The sequence below is a fragment of the Limnoglobus roseus genome (assembly GCF_008254045.1).
Classification (GTDB): Bacteria; Planctomycetota; Planctomycetia; order Gemmatales; family Gemmataceae; genus Limnoglobus; species Limnoglobus roseus.
Window position 1 is genome coordinate 7,412,350 of the sequence record NZ_CP042425.1, and the last position, 16,180, is coordinate 7,428,529.

Here is a 16,180-nt window from a genome sequence, read left to right on the forward strand (position 1 = left end):
GAGAGTGTGGCGGACTCGGCCGGGGCAAAGTATTCCGAAAGGCTCACGACTTCTGTCGCGAGGCTCGAAGCGTTGGTCAACGTGGCCGCTTCGTAAGTTGCTCGAATCACCGACGACGCAAATGATATGACCATCTTAGCAGATTCCGTCCAGAACATCCCGGCCACTTCCACTAAGAATTCTGCGCGCGTGCCGAAGGCCCGGCCCGCGATCCCGGACACGTACCACCAAGATTCCCGGTCGAAATGGGTTAAAGTTCCGGGTTGCGGGGGAACTTCTGGTACGGCAGGCGGACGCCGTCGAACAGGAGTTCGTCGACCTCTTGCACGCCCGCCGGTTGGCGGAACCCCTGACTGGCCGCGAACGTGTCGAGGTCGTCTTGATCGACGCCATCGCCGGACACGCCCAGCCCGCCGACCAGCGCCGTCGTGTACAGCGGCACGGCCCCGGGGAAGAACACCACGCCGTTCTGGTTCAGGGGGTCGGTCGCGTCACGGAAGTTGGTTTGCGGGAAGAAGGCGTCGTGGCCGGCGACGCTGGTGAACGCCGACGCCGGCTGTCGCGGGCCGACCTGCAAACCCGTTGTCCGGTCGATGCCGGGGTCGTCGTTGAGTTGCGAGAACACGGCCGGCGCGTTGCCGTCGATCCCCTCCGGGAAACGCGGCTGAGCCAGATGGCGGAACGTGCGATTCGAGAAGGCCGTTCCCGCCGGAATGCCGGGCAACTGATCGACCGATTGAAGTTGCGTGGCGTCGGCGTAGTAAGCGACGTTACGGGCCTTGGCCACGGCCACGTCGATGGAGAAGGTCGTGGCGTCACCCATGCGATAAAGGCCGAGGACGTTGCCCTGCCGGTCCGCGACCGCGAAGACGAACTTCGTGCTGTTGCTGGCGGGCAAGCGAATGGCCGCGCGAGTCTTGGTTGCTTGCGCCACGCCCTGATTGACGAACGCGAGAACCTGGGCTGCGCTGATGCCGTCGCCGTCGTGGGGCAGGACCAACCAGCCGCTCGGAGCGAGTTTCCCTTCGAGTAGCGTTTGATTCGCGGCCAGCGTGGAACCGTCCGCTTCCGACAGGCCCGCGGTTGGCGTTACCGGCAAGTCGCGGCCGGTGTCCGGGTCGCCGGTGCCGAGCGTTTGCCCGTAGGAAACCAGTCGCCCCGGCCCCTCCGTGCCGCCCGGTCCCACAATGTCCAGCGTGACGCCGTTCAAGTCGATCCGCTGCTTGTCCGGCGTGATCGGCAGCCCCACAATGCCGGGCGGGAGGGCCACACCGCCCAGCGTGCCGACGGCCAAACCGATGCCCGGTGCCCCGCCCACGGCAGCGACGGCGGCGTACTCCGCTTCCTGCGTGCGGTCAGGTTTGGAGGCATCGTAGGTCGTGCTTTCGGACGGGTTCTCTTCCGTGGCGTAGCCGGTCGTGCCGGGGTAGAAGACGCCGATGCCACCGACGAGCACGCCATTCTTGTAAATCGGAATGCCGCCGTTGAGCGTGCCGATGCCCCGGCCCTGTGCCGTGGACAACAGGCCGGAACGGTAGCCGTAGGAGTCCTGCGGGAAGAGGCTCTGCCCTGCGGGGACGTACTCTTCCGGCAGGTTGAATCGCTGCGTGAGTGCGATGGACCCTCCGGTACCGTCCGAGTGAAGCGTGCCGTCGCGGTTGGTGTGTTCGATGTCGAACAGGTCCGCCGAGGGCGTGAACGGAACGCCGGGCGGGAAGTGGCCGCCCACGCCGACGGGGGCGACGAATCCGGGGCCGTAGAACAGCGAATTCTGATCCACGAGATCAGGGCTGCTCTCGGCTTCCCGCTGCGTGATCGTCGATTGACTGAGGTTGCGAATCGTGCGCGATGTCAGCGGAGACTCGTTGTTGCCGAAGAGTGCGCCAGTTCGGGCGAGGGCAACGGCCCCGTCCACGGCGAATGTCAGCGTCCGCGGGTCGTTCTGAACTTGAGGGGCAACCCCGCCTTCCACCCGCACACCGAGGATGCGGCCGTTGCGATCGACAATCGCGATGATGCCGTCCGTGCTACTCGTCGCGGCGGCAGCTCGCTGCAACAAGGTTCCCACGTCGGCCGCCGCCAGCACTTCATTTCCGTCGAGGGGGGTGGGGCCAGTCGGAAGTTGATTCACTTGGCGTGAGAAGTCCGCCGTCGCGGTCGTGCCGAAGCCCGTGCCGAGGGCGACGCCGCCGAGGAAAGGGAAGTCGAAGGCCGAGGAACTTTGCGTGGCCGTGTCCGTCACATCGAAGGTCCGCACCTCCGGCCCGCTGCCCGGCCCAGCCCCGGTGACGATCAAGTCTCGGCCGGCCGGACCCGCGACCGCGGCGACGGTGACGCCGGCGGTGAATGTTGGAGTGTAGGCGAAGAAGCTTTGCGAGACGCGCAGGGTTGTCGCGTCGAATGTCTTCACGTTCGGCCCGCCGCCCGGCCCAGCCCCGGTGACGATATCCGGCTTGCCGTCGCCGTCGGTATCGCCCACGGCCACCGCAACGCCGCCGCGGAACCCGGCGTCGTAGGCGAAGAAGCTCCGCTGCTCGGCCGTCGTCACGCCGTCGAACACCCGGACGTGCGGCCCGCCGCCCACGCCGGCCCCGGTCACGATTTCACCGGAACCCGTGCCGAGGACATCGCCCACGGCCACGTTGACGCCGTTGCGGAAACTGGAATCGTAAGCGAAGAAGCTCATCGCCGGATTGCCGGAGAGGTCGAAGAACGCCTTCACGTGCGGCCCGCCGCCGACCCCGGTCCCCGTGACGATGGCCGCGCGACCGCCCAACTGCCCCACCGCGACATTCACGCCACCACGGAAGTCGGGGGTGTAGGCGAAGAAACTGCCGAGTTCTTGGCCCGAGTCCGGGTCAAAAACCTTCACGAGTGGCCCACCGCCCGTACCGGCAGCCGTCACGACTTCCGGCCGGCCGTCGCCGTTCACATCGCCGACGGCCACCCGCACCCCGCCGGTGAAGCTCGACTCGTAAGGCGCAAAGGATCGCAGAAGGATTCCGCCCGCGTCGTAAACCTGCACGAGCGGCGCGGCTCCGGCGTCCGCCCCGACGGCGTAGATCGCGGCCGCCGCGCTCGGCAACGCCCGGTCGTCCAGTCGTTCGAACCGGAGTTGGGAGAGGCGTCGCCGAAACCGCGAAAGGGCCATCTCGTACTCCAACAACAACGAGGCGGATCAAAGGAGATATTTCGAGGCCGTCTACGGAGGGGCGGATCGACGACGCCATAGAAACGACGTTGGTCGGGCGGATTTCGATTGCCGCACGGTTCGCGTCACCGAGGCTTGGCGAGTTCCCGCCGGATGGCGGTGGCGGTCGTCTCGGCCCGCAAAGCGATGATCTTGCGGCCCCACTCGGCCGCCTTCTCGACCGGGGCGAGATCGACACCGTTGATCCGAAACTTCCCGGCCGCCTGCCGCTGCTTCGCCCGGATGAGCGTCGGGTCGATGGCGGCCAGGGTCGCGCTCGTGGCGTAGTCGTCGTGCAGTCCTTCCGGTTCTTCGAGAATCCCGTGTTTCTCCAGCCACTCGTCGAAGTCCGGCTCGTCGTAGAACTCCGGGATGTAGTGAACCCGCGCGGTCTTGCCGTTCCACTTCGCGTTCAGCCGGCGGGCGACCGCTTCCATGCCCGTCTGATTCCCTCCGCTGTCGCCGATCATGACGATCTCGCGGAAGCCGTGCGTGCGGAAGCTGGCGCAGATGTCGGTCAGCAACCGTTCGAACGTGCTCTCGCGGACGCTGATCGTGCCGGGGTACTGCATGTGATCGGTCGGCGGGTCGATGTCGCCTTCCGGGACAAACGGCACGACCGGGGCGACGAGCGTTTTGCCGAGTTTCTTCGCAATCGCCTCGGCCACCGTCCGGGTGATAAAGTTGTGCTTGCCGGTGACGAGGTACGGGCCGTTCTGTTCCACACCGCCCGTCGGAACGATCACGGTGGTCTTTCCACCCTTGATTGCATCCCGGACTTCCATCCAGGTCATTTCTTCGACGAAGACAGTTTCGTGGGTGGTGATAGGCCGCGGGGCGTCCCGCCCGACCGGCACGTCGGATCGCGCGAACAGGGCCGCGGTGGCGGCGAGCGTGAGGAGAATGGCGGGGAGTCGAGACATGACGAACCTTCCGAATCGGGACGGCTACGGGGGTCGCTCCCCAATGCCGGGGTTAACCTATCCCGCGGCCTGCACCGCGGCCTTCGCTTGAGATTCCGCCAACGAGCGCGAGCCAGGCGATGAAGAGGGACACGATTTTCGCGAGGCCGACTGGCCGTTTTGCAATGTTCACGGAGAATACTGCCCATCTCCCCGCTATCGGCACTCCCTCTTCGCTTCGAACCGTGTTCCTTTTCAACTCGTTCCCTCAACGAGCAAGGAATCGTCATGAACGTTGGTAGCCCACTGTTGAGACTGCCCCTGTATATGGCGGTCTCTCTCATCAGTTCAACGGCCCTCTTCGCCCAGGTGCCGACCGTCCCGTCGCCAGACATCACCACGCCAAAGCAGTTCTTCGGCTTCCAGATGGGCGAGGACTACTGCCTGGCGAACTATCAACAGTTGAAGGACTACTGGGAGAAACTCCAGACCGAATCGGACCGCATGAAGCTGGTGACGATCGGCAAAACCGAGGAGGGTCGGCCGCAGTTGGCGGCGATCGTCACGTCGCCGGCTAACCTCCGCCAACTGGACCGCTACAAGAAGATCGCCCACGATCTCGCCCACGCACGCGGGATTAACAAGGAGGACGCGAAGAAACTCGCGGCCGAGGGGAAGGCGGTCATCTGGATCGACGGCGGGTTGCACGCCAGCGAAGTTCTGTGCGCCCAGGCTCTCATCGAAACGGTGTACCGCTATCTGTCGGCCACAGACGAGGAAACGCTCCGCGTCCTGAACGACGTGGTCATTCTGTTCGTCCACGCGAACCCGGACGGGCAAGACCTCGTCGCCGACTGGTACATGCGCGAGAAGCAGCCGACGAAGCGCTCCCTCGGGAACTTGCCGCGGCTGTACCAGAAGTACATCGGCCACGATAACAACCGAGATTTCTACGCGAACACCCAGGCCGAGACGAAGAACCTGAACCGCTTCATGTACCGCGAGTGGTTCCCGCAGATCATGTACAACCACCACCAGACCGGCCCGGCCGGCACGGTCCTGTTCTGCCCGCCGTTCCGCGACCCGTTCAACTACTTCTGCGACCCACTTGTTCTGAACGGCATCGACTCGGTCGGCGCGGCCATGATGCAGCGGTTCCTGGTGGAAGACAAGCCGGGGGCGACGAGTCGCTCCGGCGCGCCGTACTCGACGTGGTTCAACGGCGGCCTTCGGACGACGAGTGGCTTCCACAACATCATCGGCATCCTCACCGAGACGATCGGCGGCCCGACGCCGACGCAGATTCCGCTCGTGACCGCGAAACAGTTACCGAAGGGCGATTATCTGGCCCCGATTCCGCCGCAGACGTGGCACTTCCGGCAGTCGGTCGAGTACTCGGTCACGGCGAACAAGGCGATCCTCGATTACGCCTCCCGTCACCGCGAGCAACTGCTTTACAACGTCTGGTTCATGGGCCACAACGCCATCGCGAAAGGCGAGCGGGACAGCTGGACGATTACACCGCAGCGCGTCGAGGCGGCGCAAAAGGACAAGCCGGCGGCCGGCGGTGGACGGCGCGAGGGCGGCATCGGCGCGGGCCGAGGGACCGGCGGCGTCGAGTTCGACCGCCTCTTCCGCAAGCCCGAGAACCGAGACGCCCGCGGTTACATTCTGCCGGCCGACCAGCCCGACTTCCCCACGGCGACGAAGTTCGTCAACACGCTCCTCGGCACCGGCGTCGAGGTCCACCGGGCGACGGCCGACTTCACCGTCGAGAACAAGAAGTACCCGAAGGGTTCCTACGTCGTGAAGTGTGCGCAGGCGTACCGTGCCCACGTCCTCGACATGTTCGAACCGCAGGACCACCCGAACGACTTCGCCTACCCCGGCGGCCCGCCGATCAAGCCTTACGACTCGGCCGGGTACACGCCGGCCTATCAAATGGCGATCAAGTTCGACCGCGTTCTCGTCGGCTTCGACGGCCCCTTCGAGGCGATTCCCGATCTGGCCGTGATGCCGATGCCCGCGAGCGTGACCAACGCGACGGCCGCCGTCGGCTTCTTCCTCAGCCCGCAATTGAACGACTCGTTCCGGGCGGTGAACCGCTTGCACAAGGCCGGCGTTGAGGTTCGACGGTTGCAACAACCGACCGAAGCGGAAGGCTTGAAGCACCCGGCCGGGACGTTCTTCATTCCGAACGAACCGAACGCGCTCCCCATCCTGGAAAAGATCGCGAAGGAACTGGGCACACCCTTCCAGGGAACGAAAACGGCCCCGGACCCCGACGCGGTCGTCCTCAAGCCGGTGCGCATCGGTCTGTGGGACCGCTACGGCGGTTCGATGCCGTCGGGGTGGACGCGGTGGATCTTCGAGCAGTTCGAGTTCCCCTACACCGTCATTTACGCTCCTGAACTCGATCAGGGGAAACTGCGGGACAAGTTCGACGTGATCTTGCTGGTGGACGGAGCATACTCCGGCCGCGGCGGAATGGCGGCCCCCGGTGAGCCGGCTGAAGAACCGCCGCCGGCGGCCAATCCGAACCCCGAACCGCCGGGCAACGCGGCCGACCAATACCGCGGGCAGAAGGGGGCGATCACGGGCGCGAAGACGGTTCCCCAACTCAAGAAGTTCCTCGACGATGGCGGCACGCTGTTGACCATCGGCACGTCCACCCGCTTGAGCCGTGATCTCGGCGTGCCGGTCGCGAACCACCTCGCCGAGTTGGACGAGGACGCCCGCGAGAAGCCGATCACCTCGGACAAGTACTACATCCCGTCGTCGGTGCTGCGGGTCAAGGTGGACACCGCCAACCCGCTCACGTGGGGGATGACCGATCACGTTGACGTGATGTTCTCCGCCAGTCCGACCTTCCGGCTGACGAGTGGAGCCGACGCGAAGGGCCTCCGACGGGTCGCGTGGTTCGACACGAAGACGCCGCTGCGTAGCGGGTGGGCGTGGGGGCAAGCCTACCTCGAAGGCGGCACCGCGATCGTGGACGCGAAAGTCGGCAAGGGGCGGTTGGTGTTATTCGGCCCGCAAGTCCTTTTCCGCGGTCAGTCCCACGGGACGTTCAAGTTGGTCTTCAACGGCATCGTTCAGCACGGCGTGGCCGAGAAAACCGGCAACTGACGACGGGCGGGTTCTGACATCCTGAGAATTCGGAGAGAGAGCAATGTTTCGGGCTACCGTGTTCGTTCTGTTCCTATCGTCCTCGCTCCTTCACGCTCAGGATGCTACGCCGCCGCGCGAGCACCTCTCACCCTACGGCCTCGCCAAACCCGTCCTGATCGTTCTCGGCGATCTCCCGAAGGACTTCGAAAACAAATCGGACCTGCCGGTGTTGAGCGCCGCGAAGGACGCGGCACCGGCAGGATTCCAGTTCCTCACGAAGGTGGACGAACAACCCGCGGTCGGCAAGGTGGGGCTATTCGTGCCGGCCGACGCGGTCGTGCAGTTCAAGGGGCGAACGGTCTCCAACGTCGGCAAGGGCATCGCGACGGTTCGCTTCGCGAAGTCACCGACCCGTGAGGCGAAGTCGCTCGAAGTCGAAGGCCGGAAGACACTCGATTACAACGAGCTCCGCCGCGTGGCCGCCGAACGCGCCGGGGGCAGCGCCTACCCGCCGAAGGAGCCGCAACCGCCCGTCGTGCCGAAGGGGACGCTCGTCATCGTGGGCGGTGCCGGGATGCCGGCCGAGATCAGCAAGCGATTTCTGGAAGCCGGCGGCGGCGAAGCCGGTCACTTCGTCGTGCTGCCGATCTCGATGCCGGACCCTATCCGCACGACCGCCGAGGAGAGCTTCCTCAAGAAAATGGGGGCCAAGAACGTCACCGCCATCCCGTACCGCGAGCAGAAAGAGCTGGAAGACCCGAAGGTGATCGAGACGCTCAAGAAGGCCACCGGCATCTGGTTCGGCGGCGGCCGACAGTGGAACTTCATGGACGCCTACGAGGGGACGAAACTGCCCGCCCTCTTCCGCGACGTTCTCGACCGCGGCGGTGTCATCGGCGGGAGTTCGGCCGGGGCCACGATTCAGGGCGACTACATGGTTCGCGGTGCGCCGGCCGGGCCGAACATTATGATGTGCGAAGGGTACGAAAAAGCACTCGGCTTCCTGCCCGGCGTGGCCATCGACCAGCACTTCACCGCCCGCAATCGCTTTAAGGACATGACGGCCTTCATGCACCGTTACCCACAGTTCCTGGGCATCGGCCTCGACGAAGCAACGGCCATCGTGGTCCAAGGTTCGACGGCCGAAATTCTCGGCAAGGGGAAGGTTCACTTCTACGACGCGAAGCGGAAAGTGAAGGACGGCGACCCGGATTTCGAGGCTTTCCCCGCGGGCGTGAAATACGACCTTCAGAATCGCACGAAGTTGAAGACGAAGACGCCCTGATCCCCTTAATCGGCACCGTCTTCCCAACCTGAATCTGGTGGTGCCGGATATTTTCCTCGGGCGAATTTTGTGGCGTGCGAGTTGCAAAGACTTGGGTGTTGATCTGTGATACCAATGGGAGGTTGACATGAAACGCCTGATCACGATTTCGCTTCTCTCGCTCGCTCTCCTGACCCAACTTGTCTCGGCCGCCCCTCCCCCGTCCACCACGCTGACCGAATCGACGGACGTTCTCAACGAATTGTCGGCCATTCCCGCGAAGTGCATCCCGCCGAAACTCTTGGCCGACGCGCAGGGCATTGCCATCATCCCGCGCGTCATCAAAGCCGGCTTCGTCGTGGCGGGTCGCGGGGGGCACGGCCTCGTCATGGTGAAGGACAAGGACGGTAACTGGAGCGATCCGGTCTTCGTCAACTTGGGCGGCGGCAGTGTCGGGTTCCAGGCGGGCGTGGAAGCGACGGACGTGGTTCTCGTGTTCCGCACCCGCAAGAGCATGGACCGCTTGTTCGAAGACAAGGCAAAACTGACCCTCGGCACCGATGTCTCGGCCGCGGCGGGTCCGGTAGGCCGCGAACTGGCCGCCGCGACCGACGGCAAGCTCCAGGCGGAGATCCTTTCGTACTCGCGTAGCCGGGGGTTGTTCGCAGGGGTTTCGCTTGACGGAACCGTTATCCACGCGGACAAGAACACCAACGAAAACTATCGCCGCAACCCGGCCGCAGAGGACAAGAAACTGGCGGCCCTGAAGTCGAAGTTACTGGAGATGAGTTCCACGAAGGTGATCGAAGTTGAGATCAAGCCCGTCCCCCTCACGCCCCCGCCGGCCGTGATTCCCGCAATTCCGCCGATCCGGAAGCCGTAAACGCTTGTGCCGTCGGATGAAGACACGCGGGGCGGGGAAGTTCTGGCTTCCCCGCCCCGCGTGCATCAGCACCTGCTGCAACCGCACCCTCAACGACTGACGGCTCTGTTAGAGTTTCTCAATCCGATCGAAGCGGAATGGGACATGCCGTCAAATATTCGGCCGGACGTTTTATTTGACCTTCACCCGGCAATCTGTGTTATCATATTGCGAATGTCGATTCTTTGTCTCGTCGCCCGGAACGGACTGAGAACCCGATGAGTGACTCCATCCGACTTCTGTACCGATTGGCGAAGGAGTCCGCCGAGTACCTCCACACGGCGGCCGAGTGCCGCCCCGACGACGTTCCTGACCTGCTCGGCATCCTCGCTCGAACCGTGAAGCAGATTTGGAGCAACCGCGGGCAGTTGCCCTGCGCGGAGCGAGAGATGATCCGCCTGGTAGGCGAGGCAGTGGAGGGGGCGGCCCGCCGCCAGATCACGCCGGCCATCGCGGCGGCCCTCAAGGAACTTGTGTACGAATCACTCGGCGCGGCGGGATTGAGTTCGGACCGGGGAAAGCGGGCTCACGCATTGGCGTCGGCTCTGAAATGGGCCCACGATCGCGCGAGCGGGCCGACGCCGCATCTGAACCAAGCACTGGCCGACGTCCCCGTGGGGTGAACGCCGGCACCCGCTCTTGGCCGAACGAAACGCCTGCTGATTGAACCACCGCCCAAATAAACCGAGCAGCCCTTCGTTACGGCGGGGGCAGCGGTTAGGACTCGACGGCGTCGAACGACATCGGTTTTAACTCGTCGCAAATCCTTGCAAGTTCCGTGAGTTGTTGTTCGTTCAGTCGGTACATGCCCAAACCCTGATCCCGGCTTCCTGAGGGAAATCACTCCCCGCCGGGATCCAACTCCTACGCGACCTGTTGACGGCGGGCCGTGATGGGCAGGGTAAGGTTCACGAACGTACTGCCGGTCGTCGCGGTCTCGACCGAGCCGATCAACATGGGCGCATCCAGTTGGCCAGGGCAATCCACGTGGACCGTCTGCCCTTCCGCTAGGCCGAGCGTTTCCCACTCCCGCGACAACACCCGGAGGCGGACGGCGGAACCTTGAACGGCGACGAGCGCGAACACCGATCGGCCGGCCAGCGTGATGACGGTTGACGACTGCATAGCTCCCCCTGCCTGAGTGGACAGGCGGATACTATCGCGGGCCGGTGATCACTGCAATCGAGCCGTTGCGAAAGCGGTTGCTCGGCCCCGGTTCAACAACTGATGGAAAGGGTCGTGCCGATGACTCTCATCGTCCGCACTATTACACCAATGGCCATGAGGCCCATTTCCGTAGGTGGCGAAGGGTGAGGCGACATTCAGGCGTTGGGTTTGGGGGTCGCGATCAGAGGGGATCGACCGCATAGACCGCTCGGATAAGGGAAGCGAACAAACCGAAAGCATTCTTTTCCGCCGATGCTGCTCAACGACGATGTTCCTGGCCGGGGCGAACCGTCCGGGCGCGAAGATCGAAGCCGAACGCCGCATCGACGAGGCACACTCTTGGGAGCTGATCCGATGCGCAGAAAGCTGCTGATGGCCGGGTGCGTCCTCGCCTTCTCGTTGGGCCTCGTCTTCCTGCCCTGTTCATGCCAGATTCGGGATTCCCCGAGTTGGGCGAGGTCAGCTAACGCCGTTGGGATGATTGGCCTGGGCGTACAGGGCTACCACGAGGTCAACAGCCACCTGCCTCCCGCCGTGGTCCGGGACAAGGCCGGGCGACCGCTCTACAGTTGGCGGGTGGCTTTGCTGCCCTACGTCGAGAAGGCAGGCTCTATGACGAGTTTCACAAGGACGAACCGTGGGACAGTCCAGCCAACAAGCGGTTCCTCGAGCGGACGCCCCGCGTTTAGGTGCCCATCTTTGGCGACGACGACCCGCTGGGGACAACGCGGTATCAGGTTTTCGTCGGGCCTGGGACGGCGTTCGAGCGTGACGGGTTGACGTGGGACGACTTCCCGGACGGGGTTGCGGACACGCTGTTGGTTGCAGAAGCCGGCGAGCCGGTGCCGTGGTCGAAGCCGGCCGATCTCGTATACGACCCGAACGGCCCCCTTCCGCCGCTCGGCCGAGGTTACAAGAAGCCGGTCAAGTTGGCCTGTCGCGTTCTGTGGCTCAACCCCGGGTTCGCCGCCGTGCTGGGAGAAGGTCGCGGCCGGTTCTTCCGCTGGCCGTCCGACGAGGCGACTGTTCGCGCCCTCATTACCCGTAACGGCGGGGAGAAGGTCAACCCGTCCCGGATCGAGTGACGCCATCACCCGCCGCACCCACAAAAAGCGAACCGGCGGGCCGCACAACTCGCGCGGCCCGCCGGCGTGTGATTCGTTTGCCCGCCCCGGTTAGAGGGCCAGCTTCTCGGCAAACATCTCTTCGAACTCAACCCACTCGATTTGCCCGTCGCCGTTCAGGTCCGTCTCGACGAGCGTGCCCAGCGTCCACGCCCACCGAGTCTGGGGGCTGCCCACATCGGCGTCGGTCAGGAACGCCTTCAGTTCCTTCTTGCTCAGCCGCTTGTCACCGTTCGCGTCGTACATCTCGAACGCCGTCGCCAAGTCCCCGGCGAACCGTGCCGCCACGTACGCCCCAACTTGTTCCCGCAACTGCTGACGGTGGAATGAACTGGCCATGACCGATCCCCAAAGGTGAGCCAAGAAGCGTCGGGCCGGAAGGTGGCTGACTGCCCCGCCTTTTTGAGAGCAAGTCGCGCGCCGTTAATCGCTGACTTCGCATCTGTAACAAAGTCGACAAAACCCGCACGCGAAGTGTGGTTGAAACTGTGAAGTGTGGTAGTCGGTTGGCACGTGACTCGATCGCGTGTTCTACGCTTCCGGTGATCCCTCACCACCGGAGCCACCCCATGCCGATTCGGTCCGCCCTCGTCGCACTCCTCTTGCTGCCCCTGACGGCCGCCGCCCAGAACAAGCCGAAAGCCGCTTGGGTCGGCGAGGTCGCCCTCTTGCGGTTCGACCGTGACTACGACGCCGTGCCGCTGACCGGCGGCGGCGAGTTCCGGCCGAAGTTCCTCAACTACGTCGTCCAATCTGAAGCGGCCGACGCCGTCGTCATCCGCGACCGCGGCCAGGACTGGCGGGTCGGCAAGGACGGCCTGGTCCGCGTCGCCGACGCCGAGGCATTCTACGCGGCGGCCATCCGCAACAACGCGCAAGAGGTCTGGGCGTACTACGGCCGGGCGTGCGCCCGGATGGAACTCGGCGATCTCGACGGGGCGTTGCAAGACGCCTCCGTGGCGGTCGGCTTCTTCCCGGACTCCGCCACCATCCGCAACGGCCGGGGGGCGAAGCACATGCTGAAGAAGAACTATGCAAAGGCGCTCCTCGACTTCAACCAGGCGGTCTCGTTCGACCCGACCAACGACGTGGCCCTGTGCAACCGCGGGTACCTGTACTTCGCGACGAAGGACTACGACAAGGCCCTGCTCGACTTCGGGGCGGCCGCCCGACTGGACCCACGGTACGCCGAGCCGATCGTGTACCGGGGCAAGGTGCAAGAGGCCCGCGGCAAGTACCTGGCCGCCGCCGCCGAGTACGAGGCCGCTCTACGGATCGACGCCAAGCACCCGGCCGCACTGATGGCGAAGGCCCGGATGCGGGCCGCGTGCCCGGACGCACTGGAGCGGAACGGCCAAGAGGCGGTGACGGCCGCGAAGGCGGCGTGCGCGGCCACGTTCGGGAAGGACGGGTACGCGCTAGTGTTGCTGGCCATGGCCCACGCGGAGTCGCGGAACTTCCCCGAGGCGGTCAAGCAACTCGACCGGGCCACGACGGGCGACAAGGCGTGGGCGGCAGCGAACGCCGACTTCCTGACGTACCTGCGGGAGGAGTTCGCGGCGAAGCGGCCCTACCGGTTCGAGGCCCCAAAGAAGTAGCCGGGCCGCAGTTGCCAACGGGTATCATGGGGACGGTGGCTATAGTCGAAAGAGATCGGCCACGGCCGCGGGTTCGTGTTTTCAGGACAAACCGGCCGCACGTGACAACGTCGGAAAAGGACACAGGGCGGATGACCGAGGGGCCGGAGTCAGTCTTCGTCGAAGAACGACTCGCAACCGCAATCCGTTCCACCGGTATCGAAATCGTCCCCGCCCGGCGAATACCCGGTATCCGAACCGGGTGAGGTGCCGGGGTCGGACCCGGTGTCGATGGTCGTGTCCGAACTCGGCGTGTAACTGACACTCGTGAAGTTAGCGTCGGACCCGGGGACGTAGGCGGAATCGTTAGAGTTGCTGCCGAGGGCGTCCCCGTTCGAACTATCCACGTTCCCGGTCGGCGGGTTGGGGGTGTTGTCAATGCCACCGGGGTTCGTGGCCGGCGGCAGGGGCACCGGGATCAGGGGGTACGCGCCTGGGGCATAGGAGCCAGAGAGGTACGAGAAGGTGTAGCCCCCGCCGGGGACGCTCAGATAGGTCGGGCTGCCGTAGTACCCGGGGTTCTGGAAGAAGGACGCCGCGAAAACCGTCCCCAGTGGTGCGTACAGGCCGACGCCCTCGTAGTAGGACGGTCCGTGCGTGGTATGGCCGCCAGCCACCCGATCGTCGGCGGGCGTGAGCAACGGGTGCCCTGATTGGCTCGCCTGCTGCAGCGGGGCGTACCCGTCGAGGTAGGCGGTGAGCAAGGTGAAGGGGGCGGTCAGGCGGGTCGCCGACCCGGCGACGAAGGAGCCCGTGACCTGACCCGTCGGGAAGGCGAATTGAGAGGACAGAAGGGCCGAACCGGCCCCGGCGTAGACGTTGACCTGGCTGCCCCCGCCCGCTCCCGGAGCGGTGATGATGTCCGCCCCCGGGCCATCGGTCAGTTGGGCGGCCCCGATGCGAACGCCTCCGCGGAAAGTGGGATCGTAAGCGAAGAATGCGTTAATCCGCCCGCCGCTGCCGTCGAACACGCCGACGACCGGCCCGCCCCCGGCCCCCGCACCCGTAACGATCTCGGCCTTGCCGTCGCCATTCAAGTCGGCCGTACCGACGTAGACGCCGCCGATGAACGAGGGGTCGTACGCGAAGAAGCCGTCCCGGGCGTGGACCGGCCCGGTCGCGCTAGTCGAGAGGTCGAACACGCGAACGTCGGGACCGCCGCCGTACCCGGGGCCGGTGACGATGTCCGCCTTGCCGTCGCCGGTCACGTCGCCGGCCGCGACACGGACCCCGCTGCGGACGTCGGGCTCATACGCGAAGAACGATCGGAGGGCGTGACCCGCCCCGTCGAAGACCGTCACCTCGGGGCCACCGGCCGCCCCTGCCCCGGCGATGATTTCACCCTTGCCGTCGCCGTCGACGTCCCCGACGGCGATGTTGACTCCACCCGTGAAGGAGGGATCGAAGGCGAAGAACGCCGTGGCCGCGCCGGTCTTACCGTCGAACACCTTGACGGCCGGGCCGCCGCCCGGCCCGGCCGCGCAGACGAGGTCCGGCGTGCCGTCCCCGTTCACGTCTCCGACGGCGACGCGGACGCCTCCGTAGAAGGTGGGGTCGAAGGCCAAGAGGGAATCCGTTTCGTTCTGCGACGCCGGGTCGAGAAGGCGGACGATCGGCGGGGATCCGGCGTCGGCCCCGACGGCGACCTCGGCCCCGGCCAGGAAGGCCGGCACGTTGCGGGCCTCAAGGTCGAGGAGGTGGAGGCGGAATCGGGAAATACGGGGCGTGGTGGCGCGTGCCATGAGAGGAACTCCGGTTGCGAATTGGAAAGGCGGCGGGAGGATGCTTTTCACCAGGGAGAGACCGCGTGTCGGTCGAACTTGCGCGGAACTTGAGGAAAATCGAGAATGAGGGAATTCTCACGAGAGACGTGTTTCAGACGCGGCTCGGTACGAGGTTCGTCCGAGCAGACTCCACGCAAGTCAATGTACCGCAGCGAGGCGGACGAAGAGTACCCCATCCAGCGTCCGCCGGCGGGAACCGAACCCGGCGTTCGCGCGAGTCAACGTCGAGGCGAAGGCGGCGGCCCGCGCGAAGTGTAGTAACAACCTCAAGCAACTCGGCCTCGGGTTGCACGGCCGGCACGACGTGTACGGCGCGTTCCCGGCCTCCTGGCAGCAAATCGCCAACCCGGCCAACCCGTCGCAATTGTGGGGGCACTCGTGGACGCCGCACGTCCTGCCGTACATCGAGCAGGAGGCGATCTATAAGCAGTACAGCTTTAGCATGAATTGGGACGCCGAGACGAACACGGCCGTCGGCGGGCCGATCCGGAACACGATCACAACCTTCCAGTGCCCGTCGGCCCCGCAAGGGACGGACCGCCACCCGAACCGCGGCACCACCGACTACGCCGCCACGACCGAGCGCAACTGGCCGAACCCGTTCGTTTCGGCCGCCATGACCCCCCTACGTTTCGACCGGAGATACGAGCTTCGTGGGAATTCTCGGCCGCACGTCGCCGACCATCCAAGGCGACCGGCGGATCACCGACATTACCGACGGAACATCGAACACCATGATGCTCGCCGAGTGCGCCGGCCGCAATCTGGAGTTCACGATGGGCAAACAGGTCGGCACGGCCGGCACCGGCGGCCCGTGGGCCAACCCGGACGCCCGCCTTCAGATCGGCGGGTACAACTCGGCATCCCCGACCGACCCCTACGGCCCGTGCGCGCTCAACTGCCGGAACGACAAAGAAATCTACAGCTTTCACTCCGGCGGCGCGATGCTCGGCATGGGGGACGGAAGCGTCAAGTTCCTGAAGGCCACGACCAGCCTCGATGTCGTCTTGCAACTGCTCACGCGGAACCGCGGAGAAGTGCTCCAAGCCCCGTTCTGAGCGGTGCCAGGATTCGTGGTT

The 16,180-nt window shown here is 65.2% G+C and carries 13 protein-coding genes and 1 pseudogene; 9 read left to right on the top strand and 5 right to left on the bottom strand.

The annotated features are described in order from the left end of the window. Positions 1-250: 250 nt before the first annotated feature. The gene (locus PX52LOC_RS31830; protein ID WP_246173527.1) at positions 251-3,151 is read right to left on the bottom strand and encodes a heme-binding protein; all 2,901 of its coding nucleotides are present in this window, start codon (positions 3,149-3,151) and stop codon (positions 251-253) included. Between the two features lie 125 nt (positions 3,152-3,276). Further along, complete coding sequence (locus PX52LOC_RS31835) at positions 3,277-4,113, bottom strand: creatininase family protein (RefSeq protein WP_149113861.1); 837 nt, start codon at positions 4,111-4,113, stop codon at positions 3,277-3,279. 306 nt (positions 4,114-4,419) lie between these two features. Here PX52LOC_RS31835 and PX52LOC_RS31840 point away from each other — a divergent pair, with 306 nt between their 5' ends. From PX52LOC_RS31840 to PX52LOC_RS31855, 4 genes are all read left to right on the top strand, one after another. Beyond that, on the top strand, positions 4,420-7,221 hold the full coding sequence (locus PX52LOC_RS31840; protein ID WP_149113862.1) for a M14 family metallopeptidase: 2,802 nt from the start codon (positions 4,420-4,422) through the stop codon (positions 7,219-7,221). 43 nt (positions 7,222-7,264) lie between these two features. Next, positions 7,265-8,488 carry a cyanophycinase gene (locus PX52LOC_RS31845; protein ID WP_149113863.1) on the top strand — a complete coding sequence of 408 codons (1,224 nt, stop codon included), beginning with the start codon at positions 7,265-7,267 and terminating at the stop codon, positions 8,486-8,488. A gap of 127 nt (positions 8,489-8,615) precedes the next feature. Next, on the top strand, positions 8,616-9,350 hold the full coding sequence (locus PX52LOC_RS31850; RefSeq protein ID WP_149113864.1) for a lipid-binding SYLF domain-containing protein: 735 nt from the start codon (positions 8,616-8,618) through the stop codon (positions 9,348-9,350). Between the two features lie 257 nt (positions 9,351-9,607). Then, positions 9,608-10,012, top strand: coding sequence for a hypothetical protein (locus PX52LOC_RS31855; protein WP_149113865.1), 405 nt, complete (start codon positions 9,608-9,610; stop codon positions 10,010-10,012). A 241-nt stretch (positions 10,013-10,253) separates the two neighbouring features. Here PX52LOC_RS31855 and PX52LOC_RS31860 read toward each other — a convergent pair whose 3' ends face one another. Beyond that, positions 10,254-10,514 carry a hypothetical protein gene (locus PX52LOC_RS31860; protein WP_149113866.1) on the bottom strand — a complete coding sequence of 87 codons (261 nt, stop codon included), beginning with the start codon at positions 10,512-10,514 and terminating at the stop codon, positions 10,254-10,256. A 519-nt stretch (positions 10,515-11,033) separates the two neighbouring features. On the opposite strand from PX52LOC_RS31860, the gene PX52LOC_RS44200 reads away from it, so the two are divergent. Continuing rightward, positions 11,034-11,336 carry a DUF1559 family PulG-like putative transporter gene (locus tag PX52LOC_RS44200; RefSeq protein WP_390637581.1) on the top strand — a complete coding sequence of 101 codons (303 nt, stop codon included), beginning with the start codon at positions 11,034-11,036 and terminating at the stop codon, positions 11,334-11,336. Further along, the gene (locus PX52LOC_RS31870) at positions 11,246-11,641 is read left to right on the top strand and encodes a hypothetical protein (protein ID WP_168218716.1); all 396 of its coding nucleotides are present in this window, start codon (positions 11,246-11,248) and stop codon (positions 11,639-11,641) included. The genes PX52LOC_RS44200 and PX52LOC_RS31870 overlap by 91 nt, the downstream gene beginning before the upstream one ends. Before the next feature lie 90 nt (positions 11,642-11,731). Here the strand turns inward: PX52LOC_RS31870 and PX52LOC_RS31875 are convergent, their stop codons facing one another. After that, positions 11,732-12,019, bottom strand: a complete 288-nt coding sequence (locus PX52LOC_RS31875; RefSeq protein ID WP_149113869.1) for an EF-hand domain-containing protein — start codon at positions 12,017-12,019, stop codon at positions 11,732-11,734. A 230-nt stretch (positions 12,020-12,249) separates the two neighbouring features. Between PX52LOC_RS31875 and PX52LOC_RS31880 the strand changes: the two genes are divergently transcribed. Beyond that, positions 12,250-13,278: a tetratricopeptide repeat protein gene (locus tag PX52LOC_RS31880; protein WP_149113870.1), complete on the top strand. Its 1,029-nt coding sequence runs from the start codon at positions 12,250-12,252 to the stop codon at positions 13,276-13,278. A 149-nt stretch (positions 13,279-13,427) separates the two neighbouring features. Here the strand turns inward: PX52LOC_RS31880 and PX52LOC_RS31885 are convergent, their stop codons facing one another. Next, a complete protein-coding gene (locus tag PX52LOC_RS31885) occupies positions 13,428-15,059 on the bottom strand; it encodes an FG-GAP repeat domain-containing protein (RefSeq protein ID WP_149113871.1) in 1,632 nt (543 codons plus the stop codon). Between the two features lie 289 nt (positions 15,060-15,348). Between PX52LOC_RS31885 and PX52LOC_RS44205 the strand changes: the two are divergent. Next, positions 15,349-15,687 (top strand): annotated as a pseudogene (locus PX52LOC_RS44205) (DUF1559 family PulG-like putative transporter); the annotation flags it as partial. 67 nt (positions 15,688-15,754) lie between these two features. Beyond that, entirely contained in the window at positions 15,755-16,159 is a 405-nt protein-coding gene (locus PX52LOC_RS43500; RefSeq protein ID WP_149113872.1) for a DUF1559 family PulG-like putative transporter, read from the top strand. The last annotated feature ends 21 nt before the right edge of the window (positions 16,160-16,180 follow it).

What these genes read in the sequence shown, in the direction of transcription:
- PX52LOC_RS31830 (WP_246173527.1), bottom strand. Translation starts at nt 3,151, where the DNA reads ATGGCCCTTTCGCGGTTTCGGCGACGCCTCTCCCAACTCCGGTTCGAA.
- PX52LOC_RS31835 (WP_149113861.1), bottom strand. Translation starts at nt 4,113, where the DNA reads ATGTCTCGACTCCCCGCCATTCTCCTCACGCTCGCCGCCACCGCGGCC.
- PX52LOC_RS31840 (WP_149113862.1), top strand. Translation starts at nt 4,420, where the DNA reads ATGGCGGTCTCTCTCATCAGTTCAACGGCCCTCTTCGCCCAGGTGCCG.
- PX52LOC_RS31845 (WP_149113863.1), top strand. Translation starts at nt 7,265, where the DNA reads ATGTTTCGGGCTACCGTGTTCGTTCTGTTCCTATCGTCCTCGCTCCTT.
- PX52LOC_RS31850 (WP_149113864.1), top strand. Translation starts at nt 8,616, where the DNA reads ATGAAACGCCTGATCACGATTTCGCTTCTCTCGCTCGCTCTCCTGACC.
- PX52LOC_RS31855 (WP_149113865.1), top strand. Translation starts at nt 9,608, where the DNA reads ATGAGTGACTCCATCCGACTTCTGTACCGATTGGCGAAGGAGTCCGCC.
- PX52LOC_RS31860 (WP_149113866.1), bottom strand. Translation starts at nt 10,514, where the DNA reads ATGCAGTCGTCAACCGTCATCACGCTGGCCGGCCGATCGGTGTTCGCG.
- PX52LOC_RS44200 (WP_390637581.1), top strand. Translation starts at nt 11,034, where the DNA reads ATGATTGGCCTGGGCGTACAGGGCTACCACGAGGTCAACAGCCACCTG.
- PX52LOC_RS31875 (WP_149113869.1), bottom strand. Translation starts at nt 12,019, where the DNA reads ATGGCCAGTTCATTCCACCGTCAGCAGTTGCGGGAACAAGTTGGGGCG.
- PX52LOC_RS31880 (WP_149113870.1), top strand. Translation starts at nt 12,250, where the DNA reads ATGCCGATTCGGTCCGCCCTCGTCGCACTCCTCTTGCTGCCCCTGACG.
- PX52LOC_RS31885 (WP_149113871.1), bottom strand. Translation starts at nt 15,059, where the DNA reads ATGGCACGCGCCACCACGCCCCGTATTTCCCGATTCCGCCTCCACCTC.